Origin of the sequence: Lentibacillus sediminis (assembly GCF_002763455.1) — a bacterium.
Taxonomy (GTDB): Bacteria; Bacillota; Bacilli; order Bacillales; family Amphibacillaceae; genus Lentibacillus_D; species Lentibacillus_D sediminis_A.
This window is the reverse complement of sequence record NZ_NIXK01000003.1, coordinates 252,525-267,789: the sequence shown is the minus strand read 5'-3', so window position 1 is coordinate 267,789 and position 15,265 is coordinate 252,525. Positions and strand designations below refer to the sequence as shown.

At 46.4% G+C, this 15,265-nt stretch carries 9 protein-coding genes and 1 pseudogene; 2 read left to right on the top strand and 8 right to left on the bottom strand.

Annotated elements, in window-relative coordinates:
- Positions 1-58: 58 nt before the first annotated feature.
- From addA to CEG13_RS08445, 4 genes are all read right to left on the bottom strand, one after another.
- Entirely contained in the window at positions 59-3,790 is a 3,732-nt protein-coding gene (addA, locus tag CEG13_RS08460; protein WP_100011431.1) for a helicase-exonuclease AddAB subunit AddA, read from the bottom strand.
- Positions 3,783-7,274: a helicase-exonuclease AddAB subunit AddB gene (gene addB, locus CEG13_RS08455; protein WP_100011430.1), complete on the bottom strand. Its 3,492-nt coding sequence runs from the start codon at positions 7,272-7,274 to the stop codon at positions 3,783-3,785. Before addB ends, addA begins: the two co-directional genes overlap by 8 nt.
- Before the next feature lie 617 nt (positions 7,275-7,891).
- Entirely contained in the window at positions 7,892-8,446 is a 555-nt protein-coding gene (gene lepB / locus CEG13_RS08450) for a signal peptidase I (RefSeq protein WP_100011429.1), read from the bottom strand.
- 34 nt (positions 8,447-8,480) lie between these two features.
- Positions 8,481-9,155, bottom strand: coding sequence for a TVP38/TMEM64 family protein (locus CEG13_RS08445; RefSeq protein ID WP_100011428.1), 675 nt, complete (start codon positions 9,153-9,155; stop codon positions 8,481-8,483).
- Between the two features lie 259 nt (positions 9,156-9,414).
- Here CEG13_RS08445 and CEG13_RS19445 point away from each other — a divergent pair.
- Positions 9,415-9,705, top strand: a pseudogene (locus CEG13_RS19445) (YhjD family protein); the annotation flags it as partial.
- Between the two features lie 34 nt (positions 9,706-9,739).
- Here the strand turns inward: CEG13_RS19445 and CEG13_RS08435 are convergent.
- The 4 genes from CEG13_RS08435 to CEG13_RS08420 form a co-directional block, all read right to left on the bottom strand.
- A complete protein-coding gene (locus CEG13_RS08435) occupies positions 9,740-10,279 on the bottom strand; it encodes a competence protein ComK (RefSeq protein WP_100011427.1) in 540 nt (179 codons plus the stop codon).
- Positions 10,280-10,478: 199 nt separating this feature from the next.
- Positions 10,479-12,017 (bottom strand): fatty acid--CoA ligase family protein, encoded by a 1,539-nt coding sequence (locus CEG13_RS08430; RefSeq protein WP_100011426.1) that lies wholly within the window; start codon positions 12,015-12,017, stop codon positions 10,479-10,481.
- 424 nt (positions 12,018-12,441) lie between these two features.
- Positions 12,442-13,437: a lipoate--protein ligase gene (locus tag CEG13_RS08425; protein ID WP_100011425.1), complete on the bottom strand. Its 996-nt coding sequence runs from the start codon at positions 13,435-13,437 to the stop codon at positions 12,442-12,444.
- A 77-nt stretch (positions 13,438-13,514) separates the two neighbouring features.
- The gene (locus CEG13_RS08420) at positions 13,515-14,252 is read right to left on the bottom strand and encodes an MBL fold metallo-hydrolase (RefSeq protein WP_100011424.1); all 738 of its coding nucleotides are present in this window, start codon (positions 14,250-14,252) and stop codon (positions 13,515-13,517) included.
- Positions 14,253-14,353: 101 nt separating this feature from the next.
- Between CEG13_RS08420 and yhfH the strand changes: the two genes are divergently transcribed.
- Entirely contained in the window at positions 14,354-14,482 is a 129-nt protein-coding gene (yhfH, locus tag CEG13_RS08415; RefSeq protein WP_100011423.1) for a protein YhfH, read from the top strand.
- The last annotated feature ends 783 nt before the right edge of the window (positions 14,483-15,265 follow it).

Here is a 15,265-nt window from a genome sequence, read left to right as displayed (position 1 = left end):
TTCATCTGTTTCTACCAAAATTCTACCACGTCCAACAAGTAAAAACAACTAATTAACATTATGTTGCCGGCACTTCCAGCAGCAGTTCACCTGCAAAGAAATAAAGATACGTCTCGTTTACCGGCTGTTTCCAAATATGCTCAATGGCATAACGGTAAAGGTTCATTTGTGTTTCATAGCGCTGGATCATTCTTTGTTTCAGCCTTTCATCCACCGCATCGGTGATGGCATCGGTTTTGTAATCCAAAATCTGCCATCCGCCATCTTGTGGTATGACACAGTCGATGACTCCCTGAATCAGCACTTTTTCTCCGGTGCTGCCAGTCCAGTCAGTATATACCTTTTCCGCAGGCAGGGAAAGACTGAATGGCACTTCCCGGTATAGCACCGGGGCTTCCATCATCCGCTTGGCAACAGCAGATTGGTAGAATTGCGCAATGGCGGTCAAGTCAATGATATCCGCCTCCTGCCTTGTCAGGATCTCACGCTCAGCAAGTTCTTCCACATGCTCAGCAATCTCAAGTTCTCCGAGTGGATCATTCATAGGCAAATGCTGCATCACCGTGTGCATCGCTGTTCCTCTCTCTGCAGAAGTGATCTTTTTTTCTTTCTGCATAAAATTTGGGCGCTCAGCAATCGGACTGCGGAAGCCTTTGACAAACTCCTCACCGCTGTATTCATCTTTTAATTCCCGCTGTCTCTTAATCTCCGTCACTGTCTGTTTCGCCCTTACCTGTGCCGCTTCGGCAAACGGGTACTGATAAGAAAGACGGTTGTCGACAAACTGCTCCAGTGTCTCATCACCGTCAGGAACCGGTTGCCACTCAACAACATGTTCTCGCAATTTCCCGTCCGCTTCCTGCTCCGTTTTATCCAAATTGGCCAGTTCGCTTCCATGCAGAAGGCTCACATCCCATTTGGACGGGTCCATTTGTATCTCATTCAGCACGGCACCGTCGCTCTCATCTGTTCTTAGTAAAGCATTTTCTTTATGACGAACTAGCGCAGGTCCAACCCAATCCAAAAAAGACTTAGATTCCATGCGGAAATGGGCAGGAAGCACCCAATTCTGATAATCAGCCATTTTTTGCCATTTTTTTTGCTTTTTCTCGAACGAGGCGACATTGCCAACCATCACAAGTTTCTCCTTGGCTCTGGTCAGTGCCACATACAGCACCCGCATTTCCTCCGCCAGGGACTCTCGTTTCAGCTCACTTTTTACTGCTTGGAAAAGCAGTGTCGGATACGTGATTCGTTTCACCGGATCAATGTACTTGCTGGCAAATCCCAAATCCTTGTGCAGCAAATATTTATTATTTAAGTCCTGCTGATTGAATTGCTTATCCATCCCACCAACAATGACGACAGGGAACTCAAGCCCCTTACTTTTGTGGATCGTCATCATTCGTACAACATCTTCCTGTTCACTGAGCGCGCGGGCTGCTCCGAGATCGTCTCCCCGTTCCTCCATTCGTTCAATGAACCGCAGGAAACGGAACAGACCCCGGAAAGAAGTAGATTCATAGCCTCTGGCCCGATCATAGAGTGCGCGCAGATTTGCCTGGCGCTGCCGACCGCCTGGCATGCCGCCGACAAAATCGTAATAGCCGGTCTTACGGTAAATATCCCAAATCAAATCAGATAGAGCTCCTTGCCTTGCAGCCAGACGAAAAGCATCCAGCTGTTCAAGAAATTCTTCCACTTTCTCTGCCGTTTTATCGGTATTCTGCCGTTTGAAACCGAGCAGCGCTTCATAATAGGTATGCTGTCTTTCGGCAAGCCGAACCCTGGCCAGTTCTTCTTCGTTTAAACCTACTATCGGAGAACGCAGTACAGAAGCAAGCGGAATATCCTGTCGTGGATTATCAATTACTTTCAGCAGACTGATCATAATTTTTACTTCAATCGCCTCAAAATAACCGGCGGAAAGTTCCGCGTACACAGGAATCCCCTGTTTTTTCAGTTCATCGGCAATCGTCGGCGCCCATGTCATCGACCGCATTAAAATTACAACATCGCGGTACTGCAGATCCCGCTGTGCTTGTGTTTCTTTATCGAAAACCTGAAGCGGCATTTCCTCTTTCTGACCAATCCATGTTTTGATTTTCTCCGTATACGCTCTCGCTTCGAGTTGGGCTTTTTCCAAATCCTGATAATCTTCTTCATCATTTGCCGTTTCCTGTTCCTCGGGGGCTTCCCGGTCAATAATTAGCAGTTCCGGACCAGGGGCAGCAAGCGGCAGACTGTCATAGGAGGTATTGGCATAAATCAGCTCAGCATCCGAATCATAGGAGATGTCCCCCAATTCCTCATCAAGAATTTGCCGAAAAATATAATTTGCCCCTGTCAACACAAGCTCCCTGCTGCGGAAATTGCTGGCCAGGTCAATTCGTCTCCCCTGACTTTCTGCACCGGCAAACTGCTTATACTTTTCAATAAACAGAGATGGTTCCGCATGACGAAAGCGGTAGATACTCTGTTTGACATCTCCTACCATAAAGCGGTTTCCCGGTCCAATTTGATCACTGATCAGACGAAGAATTGTCTCCTGCACCAGATTGGTATCCTGATATTCATCAATCAGCACTTCACTGAATTGCTGCTGGAATCCGGCTGCCACCTGAGAAGGCACCGGATTGTCTCCATCAGAGGCTTCATCTGTAAGCAATTGCAGGCAAAAATGCTCCAAGTCGGAAAAGTCGACAATGGCCTGCTCCTGTTTTTGTTTGGCAAAACGGTCCCGGAATTGTTTGACCAGTTCGACTAACTGCCGAATAACCGGTGCCATTTCCCGCATGTCTGCCACATGCCCTTCCAGGTCCCGGCTAAACCAGTCCCGCTTCATATTTTCCCAGCGTTTTTTATAGCTATTTCTTACATCCTGGACCTGTTTCTTTTTCTCCGGATCACAATCTGCTTTTTTCCGGGAAAGCGCTGCAAATGTGCTATCTGTCATAAACGACTGCAGCTCACTCCAGGAAAACTGCAAATGCGCACGCGCCTCCTGCAGCATGACGAGATCCGTATCGATAGCTTCTGCATAATGATACGGTCCATCATTTTCTCTGGTCAGCTGCATCGCCTGATTCATTTCTTCTTCTATCGCAGCAAACTGATTTTCCACTTCCCGGCGAATAATCTGCAGCCAGCCCAGTTCCTCTTCCTGCCAATCCTCCGATACATCATAAACGGCGGCGAGTTGATCCAGCCAGTGCTCCGGCCATGGAGACTGCATTGCGAATTGATACAGCTTTAACACCAGATCCTCCACCTCCGCATCACTGCGGTCACTGGAAAAGCGATCAACCACAGCGAAAAACTGTGCCTGCTTTTCCTCATCCTCACTGCCATACCATTCTTCAAACAAATCATCCATTACTTCTTGCTTGATCAAATCCGCTTCCATGTCATCTGCAATCCGAAAAGCAGGATCAATATCCAAAAGATACGCATATTGTCTGATCATATCCAGGCAAAAGGAATGCAGAGTGGATATCGATGCCTTCTGCAAGAGAGAAAGCTGTTTCTTTAAATGATGGGAGGCCGGATTTGCGGCCAATGCAGCTTCCAATGCTGAACCGACACGGTTACGCATCTCCTGGGCAGCCGCATTTGTAAATGTCACGACAAGCAGCTGATCAATATCTGTCGGGTTGTTCTTATTAAGCAGCTTTTGAATGATCCGTTCCACGAGCACCGCCGTTTTTCCTGAGCCTGCTGCAGCAGCGACCAGGATGTCACTGCCATCTGTGTATATCGCCTGTTCCTGTTCTTTTGTCCAATTAACCATCCTGTTCACCTCTTCTCTGCAGCTGTTCCAGTACTGCTTCCTCTTTCATGTCATCAAGCTTCCGGTAACTGTTTATCTCCGGATCAAACTGGCAGACAGAACGGAAATCGCAGAACGTGCAAGCAACATTTGCTTTCTTCTGATAGGGATTTAACTGGACTCCGCCTTCGGTAATATCCACTCCCGCCTGCTGTACAAGCTGATGAATATGCTGCCTCAAATTGGAGAACGTTTCCTCATCGGCCACATGCGAGCTTGTGTAAAAACCGCCATTCTTTTTTACCCCAGCAGGAATGATCTGGCTGTGGCCTGTTTCAAGTCCTGCGTCCATCTGCCGGACGATATCTTCATCTGAGAGCAGCAGTCCCTGCATTTTATATTTTTTAAATATCTCCGCTTCAATTGCCGAGTCATTCAGCTTCTCATTATTGGAGATCATCGGGTTATGCACATGGAAATACAGCACCCCGGCCGGTGTCGCCTTTTTGCCGAGCCAGCTTTCCGAATGGGTGAGAATCACGTCCAGGTACGTAAGCATCTGCAGTGCCAGTCCATAATACACCTCGACTAGGTTCAGACCTTTGGAACTGGACTTGTAATCAATAATTCGCAAAAACAGATTCTCACTGCTGAGCGATTTATCCACCCGGTCAATCCGTCCTCTGAGCATCAGTTCATAGCCATTCTCCAGCGGCATTCTGAGTGGCGGAAGGGTTTCATTTGTCCCAAAACCAAGCTCCAGACCAACAGGGGTGAAATCACTCTGCCTTGCCTGTTCGCTAAGCACAAAAGCCGCACGGGAAATAATCTCCTGCAATTTCTTCTGGATATACTGATAGCGGCTGGAACTATGCAAAATCTGATGCTGCAAAATCGGTGCCAGTCCGGAGACGGCCTTTTGCGCGTAACCTTCCGTATCCTTCCTGCTCAGCTGAGAAAAATCTTTTCCCTCTGCCTGAACCCATTCCGTGATGGTTTTCAATGCTTCATGAAAAAGCTGCCCGATATCCGGAGCATCTAATTTAAAGGTTTTCCGCTCCTGGAGATTCAGGCTGTATTTGGCAAAATGCTGATAGGAACACTGATAATATGTCTCCAGCCGGGAAACGCTTGCCTTCACTTCTTTGGGGTAAAGCTCTTGCACCGTTTCCGTAGTGAGATCTACCGGCTTGTTCTGGTAAAACAAGCTCTGCAGGATCCGATAGGTCGTTCCATCTTTTTTATGATTATTTATATACCAGTTCAAGACATGCCGCCAGACCGGCTGCACCGGATAGCCTTTCTGTTTGCGGGCCAATTGTGCGGTTAATGCAGACCTTGTTTTCATCGGAGTGGTAATAAACCGGTCAGCCTCGAGCAGCTCTTCCGGGTCTTGGAGCAAAATATGCTCACAACAGACCGGAAACAGTTCCTCCATCCGGGTGATAAGCTGAGAAGGCATTTTTGCTTTTCCTTCTTCATCACTCAATGGATAACTGATCCACAGCCGGTCTTTCGCAGAGGTAAAGGCAATGTACATGTAGAACCAATCATCAAGCAACTGCCGGCTGCTGCTGTCAGCAAGCCTGATTCCATGCTCCCTTAGCATGTCCCGCTCCTGTTCACTGATCATCCCGTCGAGTGCCGGCTTCATCGGCCAAACGCCATCATTGACCCCGAGCAGCAGGGAACATTTAATTCCACTGATCCGAGAGCGGTCAATCGTTCCGACAATAACATGATCAATGCTTGGTGGAACATGGGCAAATTTCAGGGTTTCCATTCCAGCCTCCATAGACGAGCGGAAAGTGCTTAAATTCATCTTTTCCTCTCCGGCCATTTCCACCAGCTCATCCAACAGCTGCATGATCGCATTCCATACCTGGTCTTGCTCCCTGCCCTTTTCAATCTCCCCTCTGGTGTCATACTCTTCACGAATCTCTTCCAGTTTGCGTGGGACATTCAATGTTTCCAGCAGCAGGTAAGTCGTTTCGCATAATTCCCTGACAGTCGAGGCTGATCGAATTTCTTCATCAAACGATTTTAACGCACGCACTACCTGGTAGCGATATTTGTTAATCCGCTCCTGTGCTTTTTTCTCCGCACTGGTCTGTGCAGACTGATCAAACCCGCGGAACCGCTGAAAAACCCACTCTTCGTCCGATGTCCAACGCTGGCGGGAGCGGATGCCGTATTCAATTACATAGTTCTCCAGTTCATCAATCGCATCGGATGTTAATGGAAACTCGGAGTCATCCGCCGGAATAAAGCCGGTTTTCAGCACACGAAATATTGCTTCATACCTCCAGTTTCCCTCAGCAATGTCCAGCACAGAACGAAGCAGCTCAATCAGCGGATGATTAAGCATGGTCCGTTTCTCATCAATAAACACCGGTATGTCATGATCCGCAAATACCGTTGCAATCAAATCATGATACATATCGGTTTGCCGGATAAATACCGCAATATCCCGGTAGCGGTAATTTTCTTCGCGCACCAGTCGTAGAATCTTCTGCGCGGCACCTTCCACCTCGGCACGCGGGTGGACGGCCTCGGCAATATTCATTGGAACATCGCTCTCATAAACCGGAGCAGGCCGTTCATCGAAATAACGCTCCAAATGGGCAAAATACGGCCGGTCGGAAAATCTCCCATCTTCAGGGTCCAGGGCGACTGTTTCCTCTACAGCAATCCCATTCTCCCTCGCTATTTCTTTCAAAGCATGATAGGTTTCCGACGTTTGATAGAATAAATCCAGTTCTGATATACCATTCTCTTGGGAAGGATCGGTCGTCAAGGCGAAAGTGACAGTTTGGCATTTCTTCATTAAAGCTTCCAGCACCTGAAGCTCCTGCGGGGTGAAGTCATGAAATCCATCCACATAAATTTCCGCACCCTCAAGCAAGCTGCATGATTCTATTTTCTCTGCAAGAAGCCGCAGCTGATCTTCACTGTCCATATACTGATCCGCCAGGGCAATAAATAGCTGCTCATAAATATAATGCAAATCCTGCAATTTATTGACAAGGGCCTCTTCCCCTGGCTCCTTATGTACATAACGCTGGATTTCCCCAATTTGTTCTGCCAGCACTTCAGGAGTTATGGCATAGCGTTTAAACTCGGTAATCATGTTTTCCAGTTGGCTCAGAAAACCCTGCTTCTCCATTGCTTTCTGAAAAGTGAGCCAGTCCCCTTGCTTTTCTTCAATGATTTTTCTTAGTATCATCTGAATACCGACAGAGCTGATAAATTGTCTTGTGCCTCCACCGGTCTCCTGCAGCACACGCCATGCCAGTCTTGAAAAACTGACAACCTGTGCCCGCGTGCTTCCCTCGATTTCTTTATCCTGAAATAAGGAATATTCCTGCTGGAATGTCATCTGATCCGGAACAATATAAAACAGCGGCGGGCCCAGAGGATCTTCCAGCAGTTTTGCTTTTATCTCATCCATTGACCTGCCGCTTTTCCCTGTTCCGGCTCTCCCTAATAAAAACCTGAGACCCATCGTATATCCTCCCCATTTGAATCTGTTTATCTATAGACTGTTTAGTGAAAGACCGTTGTTTTATTTTATCAACTGTTGACACAACCTACCGCTGCGGAAATACCCCTCGCTTTCCGCGGGAAGCTGCCGAGCCTCCTCGCGCTGCCGCGCTATGGGGTCTCGCCTATGCTTTTCATCCCGCAGGAGTCTCGGGGTATTTCCTCCGCTGACGGTGTGCTTCGGTAACTAAACAACAGCTATCCACTTTGTTGATGGCTGATTGGAGCGGAGGGCAGTCGACTCCTGCGGGAACAAATCTTTTCGATGGGGCGAGTAACCGCAGTCCCAGCACGTGTCTAGACCTGAGCAGGAAGTGTCAAAGGATGGAAGGCTAAAACCGCGACGTCCTGGGACTGCGCGTAAATGCTCGTCCCACCGAAAACCGTTTGTCGCAACGCCTTCATGACTAACATCCTGTTAACCCGAGGCTGAAGCCGTGCCCGCGGAAAGCGACTGCCCGCAGCGGAAATCAACATGCACTTATGTCGCATTTTTTAACAATTACGCGGATTAAAAAGCAACAAAATGTACGAAAAAACCCCATCTATTAGTCTCATCGAAAACACTATTCCCTCTATTTAATTACCATAAGACAACTTCGCCTCGGAAAGTGGCCAGTACGTGACATCCACCTTCCCGACGAGCTGTTCAACGGAAACAAAGCCGAACTCTCTGCTGTCCCGGCTGTCTTCACGATTATCTCCCATGACAAACAAATGCCCCTCAGGCACCTGCTTTTCTCCTGTCACTTCAGACAAGGTGAAATCCTCTGTTTCCGGAGCGACACCGCTCGCCTCCGCATAAGAATCCAGAAAATCTTCCTCCATATACTTGCCATTGATATAAAGCTTACCATTTTCATAGATCATTGTATCGCCTGGCAATCCGATAACCCGTTTGACGTAATCTTCCTCCTCTGTCGCTCTGAATACGATCACGTCAAACCGGTCCACCTCTGTCACATCATAGACGACTTTGTTGACCATCAGCATGCTGCCGTCATAAAGGGTTGGTTCCATCGACTCTCCTTCGACAACATAACTGGCAAATATGACGGAACGGAAAGTCACCGCCAGCACAATGGCAGCAATGGCTACAGGTATGATTCGTTTATAATTGATTCGTTTATCCATATCTATCTTCCTCCAGGGTTGTTCTATCCTTACATCATACCCGTGTGGAAGATTTTTTAGTCCTTTTCGATATGGAACTGTCCTTTATCTTGGTCCGTTTGTCCAGTCGCTTTTCAATATACTTGCCGATCACCCAGAACAGCAAAATGCAGACACCGACAATAATTGTCCTTACCGGATGCTGGGCAAATTCGGTAATGCTCGAACCGACATAGGAAATGGAAAAGATCATCACAGACTTCCCGAGAAACACCGCCAGGATAAACTGCTTGATGCTCACATTGGACAGGCCGGCGACAACATTAATTATCGAAGAAGGGGAAAAAGGAAAACACAGCAGCAGAAAGAGCGGGCCAAACCCATGTTTTTCCACCCATGTTGTCACTGTATTCACCTGCTTGTTTTCCCTGATTCGCCGTACCCAGCGTTTTCCGGAAAGTTTGCGCACAATGATAAATACGATAACCGCCCCGGTGCTTGCACCAATCCATGACAGCAGGAAACCTTCAATCAGTCCGTATGCCGCTGCATTAGCAATCACAAAGACGACGAGGGGCAAAAACGGCAAAAATGCCTCGATGAATGGAAGCAGCACACCGGGCAGAGGCCCCAGGCTTTCATACTCACCAAGAATCTCAGACATAAATTCTTCGATGCCTTGTGTTTCTATCATCGTCCACCAATCTGTGAACACATTCATTAGATACATTTTGTTAATCTCCTCATGTATAGGAACATCGTGATCGCTGTGCTGCAGCCCCTGATTTTAACCAGCTGTCGCCTGCGGGAACATCTTCCTTTTCTTATATGATCTTCGTAGTTTTCAAAAATATTGGCTGATTTTCCAGTGGATAGAAGCCACTTCCTTTTCATATTACTAAAAATCCAGCCGCCTATCTTGTATTTTAACCAATTATATCATATAATAAAATATAGAACAAATGTTCCTTTATGAGGAGGTAATCTAAATGCGTGAATTGCCTGAGGAAGAACTGCAGTCAGCCACCCGGTTTGTGTTTCTTTCCATGGCCATTGTCGTCATGGAGCAGGATATGAAACATATTGAAGCTGGCGGGTTTAAGATCAAAGAACCCTATCTTGGACTTCTGGCAGAAATGAACGACCATGCGGAGAATGAACGGCGGCAGCTGCGCACCCGATTGAAGAAACAAAACTTCCGGATCATCCCTATCGATAAGGATGATGCCTCTTCTTCTTTTTTATTTTGCTGTGGCACGAAGGAAGCAAAACGGAACTATTTTAACCCGGCTATCCGTAAAAGAGTCGAGGCGATTATTCAGGAGATGCTGACAAAGGCTCTCCCCGCTTATCAGCACTCTTCCGCTGTAAATACTGGATCCGGTTATCGAGCAAGTAACGGAATTGCGCCGTCCGCTGCACCTGATTCAACATAGAACCGTAGGAGACATCAAGCACAATCCTTTTGCCGTTTTTAAAAATAATTTCCGTTGAGTTATTTTGCGCTTTATTCACTTGATCAATATGGGAATGTGCGACCCAGGAACATTTTGCATTGGACGGCGAGGTCGTAGGGAAGAAGTACATCCCGCTGGAAGGATCAATCGTGATCGGAGCCTTGTGGGTGATCCCGCAGATATCTCTGGTGCCATCCTGTCTGCCCTTGAGACTTGCGCCGAAGAACTTGCAGGCATCCTCGATGATTTTGCTTGGTGAGTGATCGACAGCATAGGTGACTTCCTCTTCATAGACGAACGTCACAGGGTTACCGCTGGGATTTTTTTGCTTGATAACTGCCAGTGTCATTGGAGTGATTTCATAAGATGGAGTATACGTATCGTAGTAAAGCATCATTTTTTCATCTTCCTTTCGTTTTTGCGAAAAGGAAGTGGCTTAAGAATAATTTACCAGATTCTCCGCAAAAAAGATAGTGAAAAAATGAATTTTTGTGAAAAAAATAAGTGATTAACTCATATACTGCCGAATGCTCTCGTTTTATGTAAAAAAAGAATGCTCCCGGCAGCAAGCACAGAAGCATTTCTCTTTTAACCTATCAATTTTGTACTTTGTCCCGCAGGCTTCTTCTTAGAATTTTGCCTGTCGTGTTTTTAGGCAGTTCCTCCAAAAAGGAGAATTCTGTGGGGGTTTTGTAGTTTACAAGCTGTTCACGGCAATACTCTTTTAAGGAAGCAGGGGTTAAATTGCTGTCATCGCTCACAACAAAAGCATGCACGGCTTCCCCTGTTCCCGGATGCGGTGTGCCGACAACCGCTACCTCGGAAATGGCTGGGTGAGAATACAGGACTTCCTCTACTTCTCTTGGGTAGACATTGTAGCCGCCAACAAGAATCATATCTTTCTTCCGATCTACTATATAGAAATATCCTTCGTCATCCATACGTGCCATGTCGCCGGTGTGCAGCCAGCCTTTCTTTAGGGTGACAGCTGTCTCATCCGGCATTTTATAATACCCTCTCATGACATTCGGTCCTTTCACAGTGAGTTCGCCTACTTCACCATGTTCGACTTCCTCGCCTGTTTCATCAACCACTTTGTTTTCCACATTCACGATGCTTTTTCCAATGGAACCAGGCTTGCGAGGTGCGTCCAGCGGGTTGAACGTGGTTACCGGCGAAGCTTCGGATAAACCATAACCCTCGGAAATCTGTAAGGCAAATGCTTCTTCAAAGTCTTTCAGAAGTGCGACAGGCATCGCTGATCCGCCCGAAATGCATAACCGAATTGTGGAAAAGTCTGGCTTCCGATCCTTCCCTGTTTGCAGCAAATAGTTATACATTGTTGGTACACCAGCAAACACTGTCGCCTGCTGCTTCCCTGCCAGGTCAAATACTTCTTGTGGTGAAAAATTAGGCATAATCAGCACGGTTCCGCCATTCATCAGAGGGGCATTCAAGGCGACCGTCAAGCAAAAAACATGGAACATTGGTAATGTAGCAATCACTCGATCATCCCCATTGATGGTTAAATAATCAGCCACATCCTTTGCATTCGAATACAGATTTTTATGTGTCAGCATAGCACCCTTAGGTTTCCCTGTTGTTCCGGAAGTGTAAAGAATCACAGCAAGATCATCATCCTCAAGCTTTGGTGTTGGTATGCCCAGGCTTCCATTTTCAACGAATTGGGTAAATGACCGCAGCTTGTTTTCAGGCAGACCACTTTCATCCTGTTTATTTGGAGCGCTTTCACAGACGATGTAATGAGCAATTTCCGAAAGTTCCCCGTCTATGGCTGCAAATTTCTCCAGTAATATATCCATAGTAATCACGGCTTTAACATCTCCATTATCAAGGATGTAGCTCAACTCATGGGAGGTATAAAGCGGGTTAATTGGTAAAACCACAGCCCCAATTCGCAATGCCCCATATAGGCCGATCACATAGTATGGACTGTTTCCAGTCACAAGGGCAATATGATCCCCTTTTTGAATCCCCAGTTTTTGCAAACTGGCTGCGAACTTCTGCACTGCTCCTTCCAGCTCCATGTAGGTCGTTTCCTTGTCCTGAAATATGTAGGCCGGCTTATTTGGCTGTTTCTTCGCCATTTGGTCCAATTGTTCACTTAAATTCATTTGCTTCCCCTCTCTCTTTTTTTCAATGAATGAATAACCATTCATTTTGATGATAAAAAATTTCCTTTGCTACCTTGGCAAAGGGGTGAATTTTCATATTTCTTTCTTAATTAGTATAACTCATAGAGGAAACGTTTTCAAGGAAAGCGCTATCATCGTCTGTCTTCGGTGCCATGAAAAGAGTATGAAAGCAAATGGATCGCTGAATGGACACTTGTCTAAAAACGCGATAAAAAGCACATCACCAGCGGAGGAAATACCCAAAGACACCTGCGGGAAGAAAAGCTTAGGCGAAACTCCGAAATGCGCATCTCACAAGGGGGCTCGGCCGCTTTCCGAAGGTGCACGAAGGGTATTTTCGCAGCGGCAGGGTTATGCCGCAGTTTATAGAAAAAGCGGCCCTTCGCATGAGAGCCGCTTTTCTTCAGTAAACCAGATTAATAAAATCTTCCTTAGATATTCTGCCGAGGTAATAGGAAACATCGACATCGGAAAGGGCTTCTTCAATGGATTTGCGTTCATGACGTACGCCAATCAGCTCATTTTCCAGGTCTTTGATTTGTCCCATCCCAAAAAAGTCCCCGTAAATTTTGCAGTTTTCAATGATGCCTTTTTTCACATCCAGGCGAACATCAACGAAACCTGCATCAAATTTATGCGTTTCCTGCACATTGAATGCCGGAGATTTTCCATAGTTCCATTCCCATTTCTGGTAGCGATTGCGGGAGATTTCATGGATGTTCTCCCAGTCTTTCTCTGTCAATTTATATTGCGGCACATCGTTTAAATCTTCCACCTCAAACACATGGCGGAGAATCAGGGCCTTGAACTCATTCATGGAGATTTTTTCATCAAGAAATTCCGAGATGTTGGCCACACGGCTGCGAATGGATTTAATCCCTTTTGATTCGATTTTTTCCTTTCTTACATTCAGTGCTTCCACGACATTTTCAATTTCCGAATCGAGCATCAAGGTGCCATGACTGAACATCCGTCCTCTGGTAGAAAACATCGCATTGCCGGAGATTTTCCGGCCACCTGCAGCAAGGTCATTCCTTCCCTGCATTTCTGCCGGCACGCCGATATTATTGAGCGCTTCCACCATTGGCTGGGTGAACTTGGCAAAGTTTTGGAAGCTGTCCCCATCATCTTTGGTAATAAAGCTGAAATTCAGATTTTGCTCATCATGATATACTGCCCCGCCGCCAGACAAGCGCCGAACCACATTAATGCCGTTTTTATCCACATATTCCGTATTGATTTCTTCCACGGAATTTTGGTTGCGGCCGATAATAATCGAGGGTTTGTTGACATAAAAAAGCAAGTATGTATCCTTTTCCCCGAAATTTTCCAGAATGTATTCCTCAATGGCCAAATTGATGGTCGGATCGAGGATGCCTTCATTATCAATGAATTTCATTCGTTCATACCTCCTACTAAAATTCTCTGCTCCTTATTAGTTTACTGCAATGAGAAAGGACAAGCAAAAGAAACCGTTCAGGAGGAAGGTCCCCATGTCCAGCCCTCTTCTGCCAGCTGTACCGTCCCGCCGAAGTGCTGTTTTGCTTCTTCTGCAAGCTGATGAATCTCTCCATATTGCGGCAGATGACTGAGCAACAGTGTTTTCACGTCTGCCTCTTCGGCAATCGATCCGCCTTCTGCACTGGTCATATGGCCTGCACCCGATCCATCCTGCGCTGCGTAAAAATTGCAATCGGTAATCAGCAGATCAGCATCTTTTGCGAATTGGATCCATCCATTTTGATAACTCGTATCCGCTGTATAGACGACCACTTTTTCACCGTCTGTTATCCGCATTCCGAAGCATGGCACTGGGTGGATCGTTTTCAGGAATGTAATGGAAAATGGGCCGATATCAAGCTGTTTCTCCGGATTGTACTCAACGCCTTTTGTGTACTCATGGGTTAATTGTTGAAAGCCCTGCTCATCCTCGGTATGTCCATAGATTGGCAAAATGTCTTTCTTATTCGTCACAAATGATTGCACGAGCCGGGCATATTGCAGCACCCCGATGTCCGCGACGTGGTCATGATGGTAATGTGACAAGATCACGGCATCCAATTCGGTCACGTGGCAGTAATTCTGCAGCTTTGACAAAGAACCGCTGCCGGCATCAATTAATAATGAAAATCCATCCTTTTCCAGTAAATATGAAGATGTAGCCCCATTTACCGCAGGGTACCCTCCCCAGAAGCCAAGTACAGTAAGTTTCATAGGTTTTTCCTCCATTTTTGAGTTTGTTGTAACACAGCATTGACTTAATGAATACTGTTATAATACAATAAGATTATCAATCTTTTAGGAGGCTGTGTGCCATGATGAATGTGCTGGAATTTTTTCGGACGTTGCCTAGAAAGAAATGCCGCGAATGCGGGAACCCGATTGTAGAAAAAGCCGACTGTTACGGCAATCTATGCGATGACTGCGATTCCCCTGCAAGCTGATAACCTCTGTATCTATTTTAACTGTACTACAACAAGATTCTGCTATCTACCAGCAGCTATTACTTGGCTGCTGGTATTTGTTTTTACTTGTGATGTTTCTAATTTATTGTCTTTTTAAAGCTTTTTTCGTATGTTTTGTTGCTTATTTATGTCGCAGTTGATGGAAAAAAACTGCGACATAACGATTAATGATTATGGAGCATTAACTCTCGCTCCGGAAATACCCCTCGCTTTCCGCGGGCGCTAGTGAGCCTCCGAAGCGCTGACCGCGCTGTGGGGTCTCACCTATGCTTACCGTCCCGCAGGAGTCTCGGGGTATTTCCTCCGCTGACGGAGTGCTTTGTTGATTTACTGCTTGTCAAATTTATAAAAACAACATCTATTTTTGATGGTTAATTCCACTTAGGGCAGTCTTCCCGCGGGCACGACCTTAGACTGCTTACGAAAAATAGGCTGGACTCAGGGCTAGACTCGTGATATTCCAACTGTAGTCGGCGGTCCTTCGCTCCAATAAACCATCAATAAGGGAGACTTGTGCAATTGATTTGAAAAACAACACCGACAGCGAAGGAAATACATAGAGACTCCTGCGGGAAGAAAAGCCTAGGTGAGACCCCGAAGTGCTCACTTCACAAGGGAGCTCACCAGCTTCCCGCGGAAAGCGGAATGGATTTCCGTAGCGGCAGGAGTTACGTCGCAGTTTACAGGTATTCTGATCATATCAAAGACAAAATCTTTACCTCTAAAATCAGAAAAATATTATCATTCTAGTTGTTTTTGTAG

Bases quoted from the DNA above. Each gene is read 5' to 3' on its own strand.
- CEG13_RS08445 (WP_100011428.1), bottom strand. From the start codon at position 9,155: ATGTATCTAATGAATGTGTTCACAGATTGGTGGACGATGATAGAAACA.
- CEG13_RS08435 (WP_100011427.1), bottom strand. From the start codon at position 10,279: ATGATGCTTTACTACGATACGTATACTCCATCTTATGAAATCACTCCA.
- CEG13_RS08420 (WP_100011424.1), bottom strand. From the start codon at position 14,252: ATGAAACTTACTGTACTTGGCTTCTGGGGAGGGTACCCTGCGGTAAAT.
- addA (WP_100011431.1), bottom strand. From the start codon at position 3,790: ATGGTTAATTGGACAAAAGAACAGGAACAGGCGATATACACAGATGGC.
- addB (WP_100011430.1), bottom strand. From the start codon at position 7,274: ATGGGTCTCAGGTTTTTATTAGGGAGAGCCGGAACAGGGAAAAGCGGC.
- CEG13_RS08425 (WP_100011425.1), bottom strand. From the start codon at position 13,437: ATGAAATTCATTGATAATGAAGGCATCCTCGATCCGACCATCAATTTG.
- CEG13_RS08430 (WP_100011426.1), bottom strand. From the start codon at position 12,017: ATGAATTTAAGTGAACAATTGGACCAAATGGCGAAGAAACAGCCAAAT.
- lepB (WP_100011429.1), bottom strand. From the start codon at position 8,446: ATGGATAAACGAATCAATTATAAACGAATCATACCTGTAGCCATTGCT.
- yhfH (WP_100011423.1), top strand. From the start codon at position 14,354: ATGATGAATGTGCTGGAATTTTTTCGGACGTTGCCTAGAAAGAAATGC.